This is a genomic window from Streptomyces sp. NBC_01445 (assembly GCF_035918235.1).
In the GTDB taxonomy this organism is placed as follows: Bacteria; Actinomycetota; Actinomycetes; order Streptomycetales; family Streptomycetaceae; genus Streptomyces.
Genome location: NZ_CP109485.1, coordinates 7,850,827 through 7,865,580 on the forward strand (window position 1 = coordinate 7,850,827; position 14,754 = coordinate 7,865,580).

Annotated in this window: 15 protein-coding genes and 1 tRNA gene; 11 read left to right on the top strand and 5 right to left on the bottom strand. The window is 71.6% G+C overall.

The genetic code is table 11. The annotated features are described in order from the left end of the window. Positions 1–42: 42 nt before the first annotated feature. Positions 43–130, bottom strand: a tRNA-Leu gene (locus tag OG574_RS35710). Positions 131–318: 188 nt separating this feature from the next. Here OG574_RS35710 and OG574_RS35715 point away from each other — a divergent pair. The 3 genes from OG574_RS35715 (at position 319) to OG574_RS35725 (ending at position 2,866) form a co-directional block, all read left to right on the top strand. Beyond that, positions 319–1,644, top strand: a complete 1,326-nt coding sequence (locus OG574_RS35715; RefSeq protein ID WP_326776567.1) for a M20/M25/M40 family metallo-hydrolase — start codon at positions 319–321, stop codon at positions 1,642–1,644. Between the two features lie 152 nt (positions 1,645–1,796). Then, the gene (locus tag OG574_RS35720) at positions 1,797–2,030 is read left to right on the top strand and encodes a chaplin (protein ID WP_100599074.1); all 234 of its coding nucleotides are present in this window, start codon (positions 1,797–1,799) and stop codon (positions 2,028–2,030) included. A 140-nt stretch (positions 2,031–2,170) separates the two neighbouring features. Then, entirely contained in the window at positions 2,171–2,866 is a 696-nt protein-coding gene (locus tag OG574_RS35725; protein WP_326776568.1) for a chaplin, read from the top strand. 76 nt (positions 2,867–2,942) lie between these two features. Here the strand turns inward: OG574_RS35725 and OG574_RS35730 are convergent, their stop codons facing one another. Then, positions 2,943–3,131 carry a DUF5703 family protein gene (locus OG574_RS35730; RefSeq protein WP_067429589.1) on the bottom strand — a complete coding sequence of 63 codons (189 nt, stop codon included), beginning with the start codon at positions 3,129–3,131 and terminating at the stop codon, positions 2,943–2,945. A gap of 47 nt (positions 3,132–3,178) precedes the next feature. Between OG574_RS35730 and OG574_RS35735 the strand changes: the two genes are divergently transcribed. Continuing rightward, a complete protein-coding gene (locus OG574_RS35735; protein ID WP_326776569.1) occupies positions 3,179–3,880 on the top strand; it encodes a hypothetical protein in 702 nt (233 codons plus the stop codon). Between the two features lie 98 nt (positions 3,881–3,978). Here OG574_RS35735 and OG574_RS35740 read toward each other — a convergent pair whose 3' ends face one another. Beyond that, complete coding sequence (locus OG574_RS35740; RefSeq protein ID WP_326776570.1) at positions 3,979–6,258, bottom strand: helix-hairpin-helix domain-containing protein; 2,280 nt, start codon at positions 6,256–6,258, stop codon at positions 3,979–3,981. Further along, complete coding sequence (locus OG574_RS35745; protein WP_326776571.1) at positions 6,255–7,238, bottom strand: aldo/keto reductase; 984 nt, start codon at positions 7,236–7,238, stop codon at positions 6,255–6,257. Before OG574_RS35745 ends, OG574_RS35740 begins: the two co-directional genes overlap by 4 nt. Positions 7,239–7,366: 128 nt before the next feature. Here OG574_RS35745 and OG574_RS35750 point away from each other — a divergent pair, with 128 nt between their 5' ends. Then, on the top strand, positions 7,367–8,422 hold the full coding sequence (locus OG574_RS35750; RefSeq protein WP_326776572.1) for an LLM class F420-dependent oxidoreductase: 1,056 nt from the start codon (positions 7,367–7,369) through the stop codon (positions 8,420–8,422). Between the two features lie 235 nt (positions 8,423–8,657). Continuing rightward, positions 8,658–9,446, top strand: a complete 789-nt coding sequence (locus OG574_RS35755; protein WP_326776573.1) for a ferritin-like domain-containing protein — start codon at positions 8,658–8,660, stop codon at positions 9,444–9,446. Positions 9,447–9,466: 20 nt separating this feature from the next. On the opposite strand, the gene corA is transcribed toward OG574_RS35755, so the two are convergent. Further along, positions 9,467–10,465, bottom strand: a complete 999-nt coding sequence (corA, locus tag OG574_RS35760; RefSeq protein ID WP_326776574.1) for a magnesium/cobalt transporter CorA — start codon at positions 10,463–10,465, stop codon at positions 9,467–9,469. A 136-nt stretch (positions 10,466–10,601) separates the two neighbouring features. Between corA and OG574_RS35765 the strand changes: the two genes are divergently transcribed. The 5 genes from OG574_RS35765 to mshC all read left to right on the top strand — a co-directional run bounded on the left by OG574_RS35765 (position 10,602) and on the right by mshC (position 14,649). Then, positions 10,602–11,288, top strand: a complete 687-nt coding sequence (locus OG574_RS35765) for a histidine phosphatase family protein (RefSeq protein ID WP_326776575.1) — start codon at positions 10,602–10,604, stop codon at positions 11,286–11,288. Positions 11,289–11,388: 100 nt separating this feature from the next. Further along, positions 11,389–11,979, top strand: coding sequence for a DUF3090 domain-containing protein (locus OG574_RS35770; RefSeq protein ID WP_100599066.1), 591 nt, complete (start codon positions 11,389–11,391; stop codon positions 11,977–11,979). Then, positions 11,943–12,779 carry an SCO1664 family protein gene (locus tag OG574_RS35775; RefSeq protein WP_326776576.1) on the top strand — a complete coding sequence of 279 codons (837 nt, stop codon included), beginning with the start codon at positions 11,943–11,945 and terminating at the stop codon, positions 12,777–12,779. The genes OG574_RS35770 and OG574_RS35775 overlap by 37 nt, the downstream gene beginning before the upstream one ends. Before the next feature lie 107 nt (positions 12,780–12,886). After that, positions 12,887–13,327, top strand: coding sequence for an SRPBCC domain-containing protein (locus OG574_RS35780; protein ID WP_159032687.1), 441 nt, complete (start codon positions 12,887–12,889; stop codon positions 13,325–13,327). A gap of 92 nt (positions 13,328–13,419) precedes the next feature. Continuing rightward, entirely contained in the window at positions 13,420–14,649 is a 1,230-nt protein-coding gene (gene mshC / locus OG574_RS35785; RefSeq protein ID WP_326776577.1) for a cysteine--1-D-myo-inosityl 2-amino-2-deoxy-alpha-D-glucopyranoside ligase, read from the top strand. Positions 14,650–14,754 lie beyond the last annotated feature (105 nt).

Consider the following 14,754-nt stretch of genomic DNA (forward strand, 5'->3'; position numbering starts at 1 on the left):
TTCCGGAAACGCAAAAGACCCCAGGTGAACTGGGGTCTCAGCTGGTGTCCGAGGGGGGACTTGAACCCCCACGCCCGATAAAGGGCACTAGCACCTCAAGCTAGCGCGTCTGCCATTCCGCCACCCGGACAAGGTGTCTGTCTTCGCGGGGTGTTCCCCGCGGCGACAGAGAGAACATTACCAGGCCCGAAGGGGTGCCAGATCCCGCCACCCCTCCGCTGTGAACGGCCGATGACGACCCCCGCCCGCCCTTGGGCCGCGGCCCCCGGAGAGAGAGGATGAGGGGGACCACCAGCAACGACAGTGGGAGGAACAGGCGTGAGCGAGTCGAGCACGGGCAGGACGGTCTCGGGCGAGGACGAGGTCGTCGACCTCTGTCGTGAGCTGATCCAGATCGACACCAGCAACTACGGCGACCACTCCGGTCCCGGCGAGCGCAAAGCCGCCGAGTACGTGGCGGAGAAGCTCGCCGAGGTGGGCCTCGAGCCCCAGATCTTCGAGTCGCACCCGGGCCGGGCCTCGACGGTCGCCCGCATCCAGGGCGAGGACCCCTCGCGGCCCGCGCTCCTGATCCACGGCCACACCGACGTGGTACCGGCCAACGCGGCGGACTGGACCCACCACCCCTTCTCCGGCGAGATCGCCGACGGGTGCGTCTGGGGCCGCGGCGCCGTCGACATGAAGGACATGGACGCGATGACCCTCGCGGTCGTCCGCGACCGGCTGCGCAGCGGCCGCAAGCCCCCGCGCGACATCGTCCTGGCCTTCCTCGCCGACGAGGAGGCGGGCGGCACGTACGGCGCGCGACACCTCGTCGACAAGCACCCGGACCTCTTCGAGGGCTGCACGGAGGCGATCAGCGAGGTGGGCGGGTTCTCCTTCACCGTCAACGAGAAGCTGCGGCTCTACCTCGTCGAGACGGCCCAGAAGGGCATGCACTGGATGAAGCTGACCGTGGACGGCACGGCCGGACACGGTTCGATGATCCACAAGGACAACGCGATCACCGAGCTGTCCGAGGCCGTCGGCCGCCTGGGGCGCCACAAGTTCCCGGTGCGGGTCACCAAGACGCTGCGGCACTTCCTCGACGAGCTCGGCGACGCGCTCGGCACCGAGCTCGACCCGGAGAACATGGACGAGACGCTCGCCAAGCTCGGCGGCATCGCCAAGCTGATCGGCGCCTCGCTGCAGAACACCGCCAACCCGACCCAGCTCGGCGCCGGCTACAAGGTGAACGTGATCCCCGGGCAGGCCACCGCGCACATCGACGGCCGCTATCTGCCGGGCTACGAGGAGGAGTTCCTCGCCGACCTCGACCGCATCCTCGGCCCGAACGTCCAGCGCGAGGACGTGCACGCGGACAAGGCCCTGGAGACCACCTTCGACGGCGCGCTCGTCGACGCCATGCAGACGGCGCTCCGGGCCGAGGACCCGATCGCCCGCGCGGTGCCGTACATGCTCTCCGCCGGCACCGACGCCAAGTCCTTCGACGACCTCGGCATCCGCGGGTTCGGCTTCGCTCCGCTGAAGCTGCCGCCGGAGCTGGACTTCGCGGGCATGTTCCACGGCGTTGACGAGCGGGTTCCGGTCGACGGACTCAAGTTCGGCGTGCGCGTGCTCGACCGGTTCATCGACGCGTCCTGACCCGAGGGGCCCGCGCGGCCGGTTATTCGGCCGCGCGTGCGTACTGGACTGAGAAGAGTGAAAGGAAACATAGGCTCGTAGCCTCATCAGTCCCTCCTCGTTACAGGGAGTGCAGTCCGCGGCTGGGACTGCATTGCCAACAAGGAGGAATAATGATCAAGAAGGTCGTCGCTGCTGCGGCTGCCACTGGTGGTCTCGTGCTCGCTGGTGCGGGCATCGCCGCTGCCGACGCCGGGGCTCAGGGTGCCGCCGTGAAGTCTCCCGGCGTCATCTCGGGCAACGTCATCCAGGTTCCGGTCCACATCCCGGTGAACGCCTGTGGCAACACGGTGTCCGTGATCGGGCTGCTGAACCCCGCCTTCGGCAACGCCTGCGTCAACAAGTGACGTCGTTGTGCATCGCCCCGTGAGGGCCTGAGTCCATCGGCCCCGGAGTGCGCGCCATGCGCTCCGGGGCCGATTGGTCATTCCGCGCACGTGTATGGATGCCCGTGCGCATTCTGCAAGGCATAAGGCAGGTTAAAGCTATGCGACAGGTCACGCGCAAAGGCCTGATCACCGTGGCGGCCGCGACCGGCGTACTCGCCGTGTCCGGGGGCTACGCACACGCAGACTCCGGTGCCGAGGGAGGCTCGTCGGGATCGCCCGGCGTCCTCTCCGGCAACACGATCCAGCTCCCTGTGGACGTCCCGGTCAACGCGTGTGGCAACACCGTGAACGTCGTCGGGCTGCTCAACCCCACGGCGGGCAACGACTGTGCCAACACGTCGAAGCCGGGAGGTGGCCACCCCGGTGGGAGCCATCACGGCGGCGGCGCCACGGCCGAGGGGGGCACGAGCGATTCGCCCGGTGTCGGCTCCGGCAACCATGTGCAGGTCCCGGTCCATGTGCCGGTCAACGCCTGCGGCAACAGCGTCTCGGTCATCGGGCTGCTCAACCCCGCGGGGGGCAACGACTGCGCGAACTCGCCGGGAGGCGACGAGCCGACGACCCCGCCGACCAAGCCGCCGACGCAGCCGGAGCCGAACACGCCCGCGCCGCCGAAGCCGGTGACCCCCAGCACCCCGAACCACCCGGGGACGCAGACCGTCACCCAGCCCGAGGGTTCGGAGCAGCTCGCCGAGACCGGCAGCTCGATGCCGCTGGGAACGGTCCTGCCGGCCGGTGCGGGCGCCCTGCTCGCAGGCGCGCTCCTCTACCGGCGGGCGCGGGCAGGCGTGTGACCGCCGTGTGACACGGCGTGACCGAGCAGGTGCGGAACGGAGCGGGCCCAGCAGTGACGGGGCCCGCTCCGCTCACTCACCACGTGGCGCGAAGCTGGCGGATGATCCGCCGGCGCAACCGCACCCTGCGGCTGCCGTCGCGCAACAGGCTCAGGCGGTCCAACTCCCAGTGTCCGTACTCGGCATGGTCGGTCAGCAGGCGTGTGGCGTCCTTGCGGGAGACCCCGCGCGGGACGTACACGTCGACAAATTCGTATTCCGGCATCGCATCTATTGTGCGGGCACGGGCCGTGTACGGATAGCGTCTGCACTATGTCTGATGCTGCGCAGCCCACCGCTGCCGAGGTACGCGCCGCCGCCGAGGCGGTCAAGGCTGCGCTCGACCGCCACCTGGCGGCTGTCGAGCGCAGGTCGGGTGAGGACGATCCGGCCGTCTACGAAGCGTTCAACGAACTGGCCGCGGCGGCCGAGGAGTACGACGAGCTCCTCTACGACCGCTACGACGAGGTCACCCCCTTCGAGATTCCCGGTACGGAGGACTCGCTGCCCCCGTACACCGGCCCCGAGGAACCGAACGCCCTGAGCGTGCTCATCCGCCGCGACTACGCCGTGGTGGAGCCGCAGCGACTGCTCGCGCAGGCCCAGCGGGTCGCCGACGTGGAGGCCGACTCGGATCTCGTCGACGGGGCCGCGGCGGCCGTCGGGACCATCGGGAACAGCGTGCACGCTGCTCTCGGTGTCCTCTTCGGAGAGTTCGAACCCGACGAGATCGCCTCCCGGCACAAGGAGTTCGGCCTGGAGGAGGGCGACTCCACACTGTGGGTGACGGCCTCGGACGAACCGGCTGAGCCGGGGGAGTGGCTGGACGCGCCGTTCGACCAGGCCGATCCGCAGCAGGTCGTCTGCCGCTTCGACGTGAGCTCCGTCTTCGACGACGAGCTGGACGGCGACCTCGCGGACGACGGGCCCGGCGCGGTCGCGGGCGCGACGGAGGACGAGCTGGAACCGACCTGACGCGGTCCGCACACGCGGGCCGGTGACGGTGTGAGCGAGTGAGCGGGAGGGGCGGGCGGACTTCGGTCCGCCCGCCCCTCCCGCTTGCCGCTGTGTGCCTACTGTGCCGTGGGGACCTGCGCGCGCAGCAGGGTCTGCAGACGCGTCGTACGCGGCTTGGCCGGGACCTCGGCCACGGCGCGCGGCAGGGCCGCGTCGGCGCCGTGCACCACCGAGAGATGCCGCTCACCGCGGCCGAACGCCGTGTACACCCACGGGCGGCTCAGGGCCTGCGTCGCGTCGCCCGGCAGTACGACCACCGCCGCGGGCCACCGCAGCCCCACCGCCTGGTGCGCGGTCAGCGCCCACCCGTGCCGTACGGTCCGCTCCACCGCGTCCTGCGGCACGACGACCGGGGTCCCGGCGCAGTCCAGGTGCAGGCCCTCAGCGTCGGCCCGCACGACCCGGCCGGGCACGGTACGGCCTGGGGTCGGTGCGTACGCGACCCGGTCGTCCGGGTCGAAGCCGCCGAAGCGGCCGGGGCCGGGGTTGAGGCGCTCCTTGAGGGCCGCGTTCAGCGCGCGCGTCCCGGCGGCGCCCCCGTGGCCCGGGGTGATGACCTGGGTCTGTTCGGAGGGCACACCGATCGCGCGCGGCACCGAGTCGGCGACCAGCTGTACGGCACGGTGGATCGCCTCGGCGGCGTCGCGCACCGGCACGATCACCACCTCCTTGCCGGGGGCCTCCACCTGGTTCAGCTCGCCCACGCCGATGCCGGAGACCAGCTCGCCGACCGGGCCGGGGTCCGGGGTGCGGGAGGCGATCTGAGGGCACACGCGGGCCGCCAGGAGGTCCGCGAAGACCCGGCCGGGGCCCGCGGACCACAGGACGGACGGGTCACCGCTGAGGACGAGCCGCGCGCCGTCCGGGAGCGACTCGGCGAGCATCGCGGCCGTCTCCACGTCCAGCTGCGGCGCGTCCAGGACGACCAGGAGGTCCACCGCGAGCGCGCCGTCCCGGTCCCGGCCCGGGCCCTCGGCGCCGGACAGCAGGCCGGACACGGTGACCGCAGTGCCCTCCGGGGCGCCGGGGCCGAAGTGCTCGGCGAGGCGGCGCCGCCCGTCGACGGTGTGCGCCGCGGCGCACACGCGCAGGCCGAGGCGGGCCGCGGCCTGGACGAGTGCGGCGGGTTCGGCGCGGGCCGCCTCGGCGCCCGTGTGCAGCACGAGGCCGTGTCCGGCGGACGCCCTGATCAGCTCGGCGGTGGAACCGGACGCGGCCGCCGCGGCAGGCTCCCAGTCCGCGAGGGCCTGTGAACTGTCTTCCTTGGAGAGAGAGTTGACCAGCCGGGCGAGTCCGTCGGCGAGGCTCTCCTCGGCGAGCGCGTACCGCTCGAGGCCGACGAGCACCCGGACCGGCCGCGCGGCTTCCTCACCGTCCTCAGGGCCGTCTTCCGAGCCGTCCTCGGCCCCGTCCTCCGCGGCGGTCTTCCGGGCGCTCTCCGGGGCGCGGTCCGGACCGCCGGGCGGCTCTTCCAGCGCGTCCTGGAATACGAGCGCGTCGCCCTCCGCGATGGCGCTCTGCACCGCCTCGTCCGGATCGGGCACGGCGCGCTTGCCCAGCGCCTGAGTGAGCAGCGGCGCGTCCAGGGCGGTGTGCCCCGCGACCGCGGCCTGTTCCAGCAGCCATACGGTGACGGCGCGGCCCCTGCGCTCGTCGTCGGGGCCGCACTCGGCGCCGAGCAGCGCGCGGGCGAAGCCGTCCGCCTGCTCGGGGCGCACGCCAGGGATCCGCAGAAGCTGCCAGGGGTCGTCCCGGAGCGCGCTGTCCGCGCCCTCGCCGAGTGTCGCGGCGGCGGGAGCGGCGAGCGAGACGGGGGCGCCGCCCTCGGTCAGGACGGCCCGCACGGCGTCGACGGCCGCCACGGCCGGTTCGGCACGCCCCGCGGGCGCGGCGGCCGGCGCACGGCGGACAGGCTCGGCGACGACCTTGCGGGGAGCCGGTGCCGGCTCGCTGAACACGGCGGCGGGCCGCTCACCGCTCTCGACGGCCCGGACCGCGGCGAGGAGATCGGCGGCCGTACCGCTCAGCTTCCCCCCGGCCGCGATGGGCCCTTCCTTGGCCGCCTTCCGCTGGGCGATCCGCTCCTGCAACTCACGTTGCGCGGCGATCTCGGCGGCGGCCTCGGACGCGCCTTCGTCTTTGCCTTCGGCGGTGGCTCCGTCCTGATCCGCGGCGGCGCCGGAGCCTTCGTCCGTCTCGTCCGGATCAGGTGTGCCGGTCCCTTCCTCGGGGCCGGTCTCCTCGGGGCCGGTGGCCTCCGCGCCTTGCCCGGCGCGGGGCGCGTCGGTGTCGGCCGGGCCCGGGTGGCCCTCCGCGGCAGCGGGCTCCGTACTCACAGCGTGCTCCAGTCCTGATCGGGATATCGGTGCACGGGCGCCGACACATCGTCGAGCGCCTGGCAGATCTCGTCAGGAAGACTAAGGGCCTCCACTGACAATGCCGCCGTGAGCTGCTGCGAGTTGCGCGCGCCGATGATGGGGGCGGCCACGCCCGGCCGGTCGCGGACCCATGCGAGGGCGACCTGGAGCGGCGTCACCGCGAGGCCGTCCGCCGCCGTGATGACCGCGTCGACGATGCGGGTCGCGGCGTCGTCGAGGTACGGCGCGACGAAGGGCGCCATGTGGTCGGACGCGCCCCGCGAGTCGGCGGGCGTGGCCTTGCGGTACTTGCCCGTGAGAACCCCGCGGCCGAGCGGCGACGACGGGAGCAGGCCGATGCCGAGGTCGAGCGCGGCCGGCAGCACTTCCCGTTCGACCCCGCGCTGGAGCAGCGAGTACTCCATCTGCGTACTGGCGAGCCGGGTGCGTATCCCCGGTGCGGCGAGCTGCCACGTGCCGGCCTTGGCCAGCTGCCAGCCGCAGAAGTTGGAGACGCCCGCGTACCGGGCGCGGCCGCTGCTCACGGCGATGTCGAGGGCCTGGAGCGTCTCGTCGAGCGGGGTGGCCGTATCGAAGGCGTGGACCTGCCACAGGTCGACGTAGTCCGTGCCGAGGCGGGCGAGGGACGCGTCGAGGGCGGCGAGGAGATGTCCGCGGGAGCCGTCGAAGCGGCGGTCCGGGTCGGGCACGCTGCCCGCCTTCGTCGAGATGACCAGATCGCGCCGCGGCACGAGGCCCTCGACGAGCTGCCCGAGGAGATACTCGGCCTCCCCGCCCCCGTAGACATCGGCCGTGTCGACGAGTGTGCCGCCCGCTTCCCAGAAGGTCTTCAACAGGTCCGCGGCGTCGTGCTCGTCGGTGTCGCGGCCCCATGTGAGGGTGCCGAGCCCGATCCGGGACACTCGCAGGCCGGTGCGGCCGAGATGCCTCTGCTCCATGGGCGCTGAGATTACTGGCCGGAAGTCGGTTATTGGGGGCCTGTGGACAACCGGCCTGCGCCGACCGCCGAACCGGCGCGCTAGGGTGCCCGGACAAAGGACGTTACTGAGCAGTAAGGGGATCGGCCATGGAGCTCGGCATCAACCTCGGCTACTGGGGCGCCGGAATGGACGCGGACAACCTGGCCGTCGCGCGGGAGGCCGACAAGCTCGGCTACGCCGTCTGCTGGGCCGCGGAGGCCTACGGCTCGGACGCGCCCACGGTGCTCGCCTACGTCGCCGCGCAGACCGAGCGCATCGACATCGGCTCCGCGATCATGCAGATCCCCGCCCGCCAGCCCGCGATGACCGCGATGACGGCCGCGACCCTCGACTCCCTGTCCGGCGGCCGCTTCCGCCTCGGCCTCGGCGTCTCGGGCCCGCAGGTCTCCGAGGGCTGGTACGGCGTGAAGTTCGACAAGCCGCTCGCCCGCACCCGCGAGTACGTCGACATCGTGCGCCGCGCGATGAGCCGCGAGCGGCTGTCGTACGAGGGCGAGCACTGGACGCTGCCGCTGCCGGGCGGCCCGGGCAAGCCGCTCAAGCTGACCGTGCACCCCGAGCGCGAGCACATCCCGCTCTACATCGCGGCGATCGGCCCGAAGAACCTGGAGCAGACCGGCGAGATCGCCGACGGCGCCCTGCTGATCTTCCCGGCCGCCGAGCACCTGGAGGAGACCGCCCTGACGCACCTGCGGGCGGGGCGCGAGAAGGCCGGCAAGACGCTGGAGGGCTTCGACGTCGTCCCGACGCTGCCCCTCGCGCTCGGCGCCGACAAGGACGTGCCGGCGCTCGCCGACATGTTCCGCCCGTACACCGCCCTGTACGTCGGCGGCATGGGCAGCCGGAAGCAGAACTTCTACAACCAGCTCGCCCAGCGCATGGGCTACGAGAAGGAAGCCGCCGAGATCCAGGACAAGTACCTGGGCGGCGACAAGGAGGGTGCGGGGGCCGCGGTGCCGCACCAGCTCATCGACTCGACGACGCTGCTCGGCTCCGTGGAGCGGATCGCCGAGCGGATGCAGGCCTACGCGGCTGCCGGGGTGACGACACTGACGCTGGCCCCCGCCGGCTTCACGCTCGACGAGCGGATCGCGGCCCTGCGGGCCGGTACCGAGGCCCTGGAGCGGGCCGGACTGGCGTAACCGCGGGGGAGGAAAGTTCTGCGGCCGTGGTGGGGGCTCGGGGGTCTTCCCCGCCACGGCCGTCACGGGTAACAACGCCTCATCGGGCACCTGGTTACGCCCAAGGACCCTCTCCCGGGGTCCTTCCTTCGGCCGACTGGCCCCATACAGCTGTTGCCTGGTCCGGCATGCCGTATTTGACTCGTTTTCGGCGGAACCCCGCACGGAATGCGCGGCGCGCACGGAGGTGCCAGAGATGCTGTCGGCCAAGAGCCTGTTCCAGGAGATCCTCGACGACGACGAGTCCTTCCGGCTCTTCTGCTCCATCGCGGCGAGCGGGGAGTCGCAGGGAGGCTGGGAGAACGGCCGTATCGCCGCGCTCGTCCCCGCCGGCGAGCGTGACCTCGCGCCCAAGGTGGCGCGGCACGGTGCCGACGAGGACAAACACGGGCGGATCTTCAACGCCCTGATGAAGAAGCGCGGCCTGAAGCCCGTGGACGTCCCGCCGGAGACCGACTACACGATGCTCCTGGAGAAGCACGGCATCGGCCTCGCGCACGAGCAGCTCAAGGCCGACGAACCGCTCACCGTGCGGGACATCGTCACGTATCTCGCCCACAGCCGGGTCACCGAGCAGCGGGCCTCCGAGCAGATGGACCTGCTGCGCAAGTACTTCGCGGACGACCCGGACATCGGCCGCGCGGTGAAGATGATCTCGGCCGACGAGGACAACCATCTCGCGTACTGCCACGAGGAGCTGCTGCGCTTCGCGTACGCGGGCCACGGCCGCGACATCCAGCGCATCCTGCGCGAGTGCGCCCTGGAGGAGATCCGCGTCTACCGCGGCGTCAGCCTCGCCGTGATGCACCACATGGGGCACATCCTGCGCTGGCCGAAGCCCAAGGCGGCCCTGCTCGCGGCGGGTATCCACGCCATGTACGCGTACGAACGTCTGGTCGGCTGGCGGCGGATGGTGTCCCTGGAGATGCCGGAGCGGCGCAACGCGCTGGGCGGGCCCGCGACGAGCGCGGTCGAGTTCGCGTAGGCCCCCGCGGGAGGCGCGCGCTACAGCCAGCCGCGCCGCTTGAACGTCCGGAACAGCAGCAGCTCCAGGGAGATCATCAGGAGGATCACCAGCGGATACGACCACGTCCAGTGCAGCTCCGGCATGTGGTCGAAGTTCATGCCGTAGACGCCCGCGATCAGTGTCGGGACCGCGACCATGGCGGCGTACGCCGAGATCTTCCGCATGTCGTCGTTCTGCCGCACGCCCATCTGTGCCAGATGCGCCGACAGGATGTCCGAGACGAGCCGGTCCAGGGAGTCCACGGACTCGTTGACGCGCAGGAGGTGGTCGCTGACGTCGCGGAAGAACGGCCGCGCCGATTCGTTCACGAAGGGCACGGGTCCCATGGACGGGCCGGTTCCGGAAAGCTTGGCCAAGGGGGGCATCAGCGGGCCCGTGGCCCTGCGGAACTCCAGGATCTGGCGCTTGAACGTGTAGATCCTGGACGCCGTGTTGCGCGAGCCGCCCCCCTCCGGCGAGAACACCTCAGCCTCCAGCTCCTCCATGTCGGTCTGGAGCTCGGTCGCGACCTCCAGGTAGTGGTCGACGGTCGCGTCGGCGATCGAGTACAGGACCGCGGTGGGCCCGTGCCGCAGCACATCGGGATCGGCTTCGAGCCGCTTGCGTACGGCTTTAAGGGGCGCGCCCTCGCCGTGCCGGACGGTCACCACGAACGAGTCGCCCATGAAGAGCATGACCTCACCGGAGGACACCTTGTCGCTGTCCGGCTCGTACACGACCGGCTTGAGCACCACGAACAGCGAGTCGTCGTACACGTCCAGCTTCGGCCGCTGATGCGCCTTGAGCGCGTCCTCGACGGCCAGCGGATGCAGCCCGAACTCGTCGCTGACCCGCGCGAACTCGTCCTCCGTCGGTTCGTAGAGGCCGATCCAGACGAAGGAGTGACCCTCGACCCTGGCCTCGGCGAGCGCGTCGGAGAAGTCCGCGGGCCCTTCGGTCCTGCGCCCGTCGCGATAGATGCCGCAGTCGACGATCACCCTTCGCATTCTTCCCAGGTGGCGCCGGGCCCGCATGTCGCGAGGCGAGGGGGCGTCTGAAAGTTCCCGTGGAGCAAGGAGTGCCGGTCGTCGGGACGCCGCGGGGAACCTTCAGACACCCCCTAGGCTTGCCCGCATGCCCACGCTGATTCTCGTCCGGCACGGACGCTCCACCGCCAACACCGCGGGCCTGCTCGCCGGCTGGACCCCCGGTGTGTCCCTCGACGAGCGCGGCGCCGCGCAGGCCGCCGCGCTGCCGGGGCGGCTGGCCGCGGTGCCCCTCGCCGAGATCGTCACCAGCCCCCTCCAGCGCTGTCAGGAGACCCTGGCCCCGCTCCTCGCCGCCCGCCCGGAGCTCACCCCCCACACCGAGGACCGCATCGGCGAGTGCCACTACGGCGACTGGTCGGGCCGCAAGCTCGCCGAGCTCGTCGACGACCCGCTGATGGAGGTCGTGCAGCAGCACCCGTCGGCCGCCGCGTTCCCCGGCGGCGAGTCCATGCGGGCCATGCAGCACCGGGCCGCAGAGGCCGTACGCGAGTGGAACGCGCGCGTGGAGCGCGACCACGGCCCCGACGCCACCTACCTGATGTGCTCGCACGGCGACATCATCAAGTCGCTCGTCGCGGACGCCATAGGGCTTCATCTGGACCTCTTCCAGCGCATCTCCGTGGAGCCCTGCTCCGTCACCGCGATCCGTTACACCCGGCTCCGCCCCTATCTCGTACGCCTCGGCGACACCGGCGACTTCGCGTCGCTCGCCCCGCGCGAGAAGCCGGCCGAGGGGGACGCACCGGTCGGGGGCGGTGCGGGCGCCCCGTGATCGTCCGCCGCAGTAGGGTGAAGCCGTCGCAGTAACTGCAGTTGTTGCCGCGCCCGATCAAGCGGTCGGTCCCAGCAGTCGATTCCAATGGAGACAGGACGTGTCCCGTCAGGTGTTCCTCTACGACCCCCCGGAGCGCTTCGTGGCCGGCACGGTCGGGCTCCCCGGGCGCCGCACCTTCTTCCTCCAGGCCTCGGACGGCGCCCGTGTGACGAGTGTGGCCCTGGAGAAGACCCAGGTCGCCGCGCTGGCCGAGCGCATGGACGAGCTCCTCGACGAGGTCGTGCGCCGCAGCGGCGGGAACGCGCCCGTGCCCGCCGTCGTGCCCACGGAGATCCACGACACCGCGCCCCTGGAGTCGCCCGTCGACGAGGAGTTCCGGGTCGGCACGATGGCCCTCGCCTGGGACGGCGAGGAGGAGCGGATGATCGTCGAGGCGCAGGCGCTCGTCGAGCTCGACGCGGACACCGACGAGGACCTCGCGGAGGCCGAGGAACGGCTGCTCCAGGACGAGGAGAACGGCCCCCCGATGCTGCGGGTCCGGCTCACCGGCGTACAGGCGCGCGCGTTCGCCAAGCGCGCCCTGGACGTCGTGAACGCCGGGCGTCCGCCGTGCCCCCTGTGCAGTCTGCCGCTCGACCCGGAGGGACACGTATGCCCGCGTCAGAACGGATACCGGCGAGGAGCGTGACCGTCTCGGACACGGACCTCCTCATCAGGGGCGAGCTGGCGGTCCGGGGGCGCATCCGCGAGGCGTCGAACGCGGTGCTCCTGTGCACGGTCACCCACGAGGGCCGCGAGGCGTCCTGCGTGTACAAGCCCGTCGCCGGTGAGCGCCCCCTGTGGGACTTCCCCGACGGCAATCTCGCCCGGCGCGAGGTCGCCGCCTACGAGGTGTCCCAGGCCCTCGGCTGGAGCCTCGTACCGCCGACCGTCCTGCGCGACGGGCCCTACGGCGAAGGCATGTGCCAGCTGTGGATCGACCAGCCCGACGAGCCCGTCGAAGGCGGTGAGCTGCTCGCCCTCGTGGAGGGCGAGGAGCCGGGCGACGGCTGGAAGGCCGTCGGGTTCGCGGAGGTCGGCGAGGGGCGCACCGCGCTGCTCGTGCACTCCGACGACGTACGGCTGCGGCGCCTCGCCGTGCTCGACGCGGTGATCAACAACGGCGACCGCAAGGGCGGCCACCTCCTCGTCGACGCCGAAGGGCGCCTGTTCGGCATCGACCACGGCGTCTCCTTCAACACCGAGGACAAGCTGCGCACGCTTCTGTGGGGCTGGGCGGGGGAGCCCCTGACCGGGGAGGCGACCGAGGCCCTCAAGACGCTCACGGGCGCTCTGGGGACCGGGAAACCCCTCGCGCTGCGGCTCGCGGAGCTGATCACCGAGGCCGAGCTGCAGGCCGTACGCGCACGGGTCGACGCGATGCTCACGACCGGGAAGCACCGGGAGCCGAGCGGGGAGTGGCCCGCCATCCCCTGGCCGCCCGTCTGAGCCCACCCTTGTGCGCCCTGCGGTCCGCGCTGTCCGGGGGCGCATGTCAGCGGCTGCGGCTACGTTCGAAGAGACCCTCGAGGGGTCCCTGGAACGGAGGCCATGCCGTGAAACTGATCGTCGAGGACCGGATCGACCGGCCCGTGAAGGACGTGTTCAACTCCATCGTGAGCCCGGAGGGGCTGTCCAGTTTCTTCACGGCTGACGCCTCCGCCCCGATGATCCCCAACACCACGGTGACCTGGCGTTTCGGCCATGTCGACGCGACGTTCGACGTCGCGGTCGGGCCCGTGGAGACGGACCGGCTGATCTCGTGGAGCTGGCCCGGGGGAGACGTGACCATCGAGCTGGAGCGGGCCGACGACGGCGCGGCCACCCTTCTCACGATCACCGAGCAGCCCATGGGGCAGAGCCTGGAGGGCGCCGCGCGCGCCGTCGGGCAGACCCAGGGGTGGACATACTTCGTGACGGGGCTCAGAGCCCATCTGCTGCACGGCATCCGCCACTTCGGACTCTCGGGATCCATCCGTGCCACCGTCGAGGCCTGACATGGCACCCCGGCGGACCGCAAGAGGGCCTTCCCGGCCATCGGACCAGGTCCGGTTCGTATGCGGAAGCTCCGTCCGGTTAGGCTCATGGCATGCATGCCTGGCCCGCTTCTGAGGTCCCCGTCCTGCCTGGCAAGGGCCGCGACCTGAGGATCCACGACACCGCGACCGATGGCCTCGTCACCCTCGAGCCCGGTCCCGTCGCCCGTATCTACGTCTGCGGGATCACCCCGTACGACGCGACCCATATGGGTCACGCGGCGACCTACAACGCGTTCGACCTCGTTCAGCGCGTGTGGCTCGACACCAAGCGGCAGGTTCATTACGTCCAGAACGTGACGGACGTCGACGATCCGCTGCTCGAGCGCGCGATCCGTGACGGCGTCGACTGGACCGGACTCGCAGAGCGCGAGACCGCCCTCTTCCGCGAGGACATGACCGCCCTGCGGATGCTGCCGCCGCAGCACTACATCGGAGCCGTCGAGGCGATACCCGGCATCGTGCCGCTCGTCGAACGGCTCCGGGACATGGGCGCCGCCTACGAACTCGAGGGCGACGTCTACTTCTCCGTCGAGTCCGACCCCCACTTCGGCCAGGTCTCCCGCCTGGACGCCGCGGCGATGCGGCTGCTGTCCGCCGAGCGCGGCGGCGACCCGGACCGCCCGGGCAAGAAGAACCCGCTCGACCCGATGCTGTGGATGGCCGCCCGCGAGGGCGAGCCCAGCTGGGACGGCGGCTCGCTGGGCCAGGGGCGTCCCGGCTGGCACATCGAATGTGTCGCCATCGCCCTCGACCACCTCGGCATGGGCTTCGACGTCCAGGGCGGAGGGTCCGATCTGGCCTTTCCGCACCACGAGATGGGCGCCTCGCACGCGCAGGTGCTCACCGGCGAGTTCCCGATGGCCAAGGCGTACGTCCACGCCGGCATGGTCGCGCTCGACGGCGAGAAGATGTCCAAGTCCAAGGGCAACCTCGTCTTCGTCTCGAAGCTGCGACGCGACGGGACCGACCCGGCCGCGATCCGCCTCGCGCTCCTCGCGCACCACTACCGGGCCGACTGGGAGTGGACCGACCAGGTCCTGAGCGACGCTGTCGAGCGGCTTGGCCGGTGGCGTGCCGCCGTCTCCCGGCCCGACGGACCGTCCGCCGCGGCGCTCGTCGAGGAGATCCGCGAAGCGCTGTCGAGCGACCTCGACGCACCGGCGGCGCTGCTCGCCGTGGACCGCTGGGCCGCCCTTCAGGCGGAGCAGGGCGGTACGGACGAGGGGGCGCCCGGCGTGGTGTCCCGCGCGGTCGACGCCCTGCTCGGAGTGGCGCTCTAGACACCCGGGTCCCGGGCCCGGCCCCGGGATGCAAACAACCCCAACCGCCCCCGAACTCCACGGAGTTCGGGGGCGGTCACCTTTGCCCCGGGCCATGGCGGTCAC

What these genes read in the sequence shown, in the direction of transcription:
- OG574_RS35720 (WP_100599074.1), top strand. Translation starts at nt 1,797, where the DNA reads ATGATCAAGAAGGTCGTCGCTGCTGCGGCTGCCACTGGTGGTCTCGTG.
- OG574_RS35725 (WP_326776568.1), top strand. Translation starts at nt 2,171, where the DNA reads ATGCGACAGGTCACGCGCAAAGGCCTGATCACCGTGGCGGCCGCGACC.
- OG574_RS35730 (WP_067429589.1), bottom strand. Translation starts at nt 3,131, where the DNA reads ATGCCGGAATACGAATTTGTCGACGTGTACGTCCCGCGCGGGGTCTCC.
- OG574_RS35735 (WP_326776569.1), top strand. Translation starts at nt 3,179, where the DNA reads ATGTCTGATGCTGCGCAGCCCACCGCTGCCGAGGTACGCGCCGCCGCC.
- OG574_RS35745 (WP_326776571.1), bottom strand. Translation starts at nt 7,238, where the DNA reads ATGGAGCAGAGGCATCTCGGCCGCACCGGCCTGCGAGTGTCCCGGATC.
- OG574_RS35750 (WP_326776572.1), top strand. Translation starts at nt 7,367, where the DNA reads ATGGAGCTCGGCATCAACCTCGGCTACTGGGGCGCCGGAATGGACGCG.
- OG574_RS35755 (WP_326776573.1), top strand. Translation starts at nt 8,658, where the DNA reads ATGCTGTCGGCCAAGAGCCTGTTCCAGGAGATCCTCGACGACGACGAG.
- OG574_RS35765 (WP_326776575.1), top strand. Translation starts at nt 10,602, where the DNA reads ATGCCCACGCTGATTCTCGTCCGGCACGGACGCTCCACCGCCAACACC.
- OG574_RS35775 (WP_326776576.1), top strand. Translation starts at nt 11,943, where the DNA reads ATGCCCGCGTCAGAACGGATACCGGCGAGGAGCGTGACCGTCTCGGAC.
- mshC (WP_326776577.1), top strand. Translation starts at nt 13,420, where the DNA reads ATGCATGCCTGGCCCGCTTCTGAGGTCCCCGTCCTGCCTGGCAAGGGC.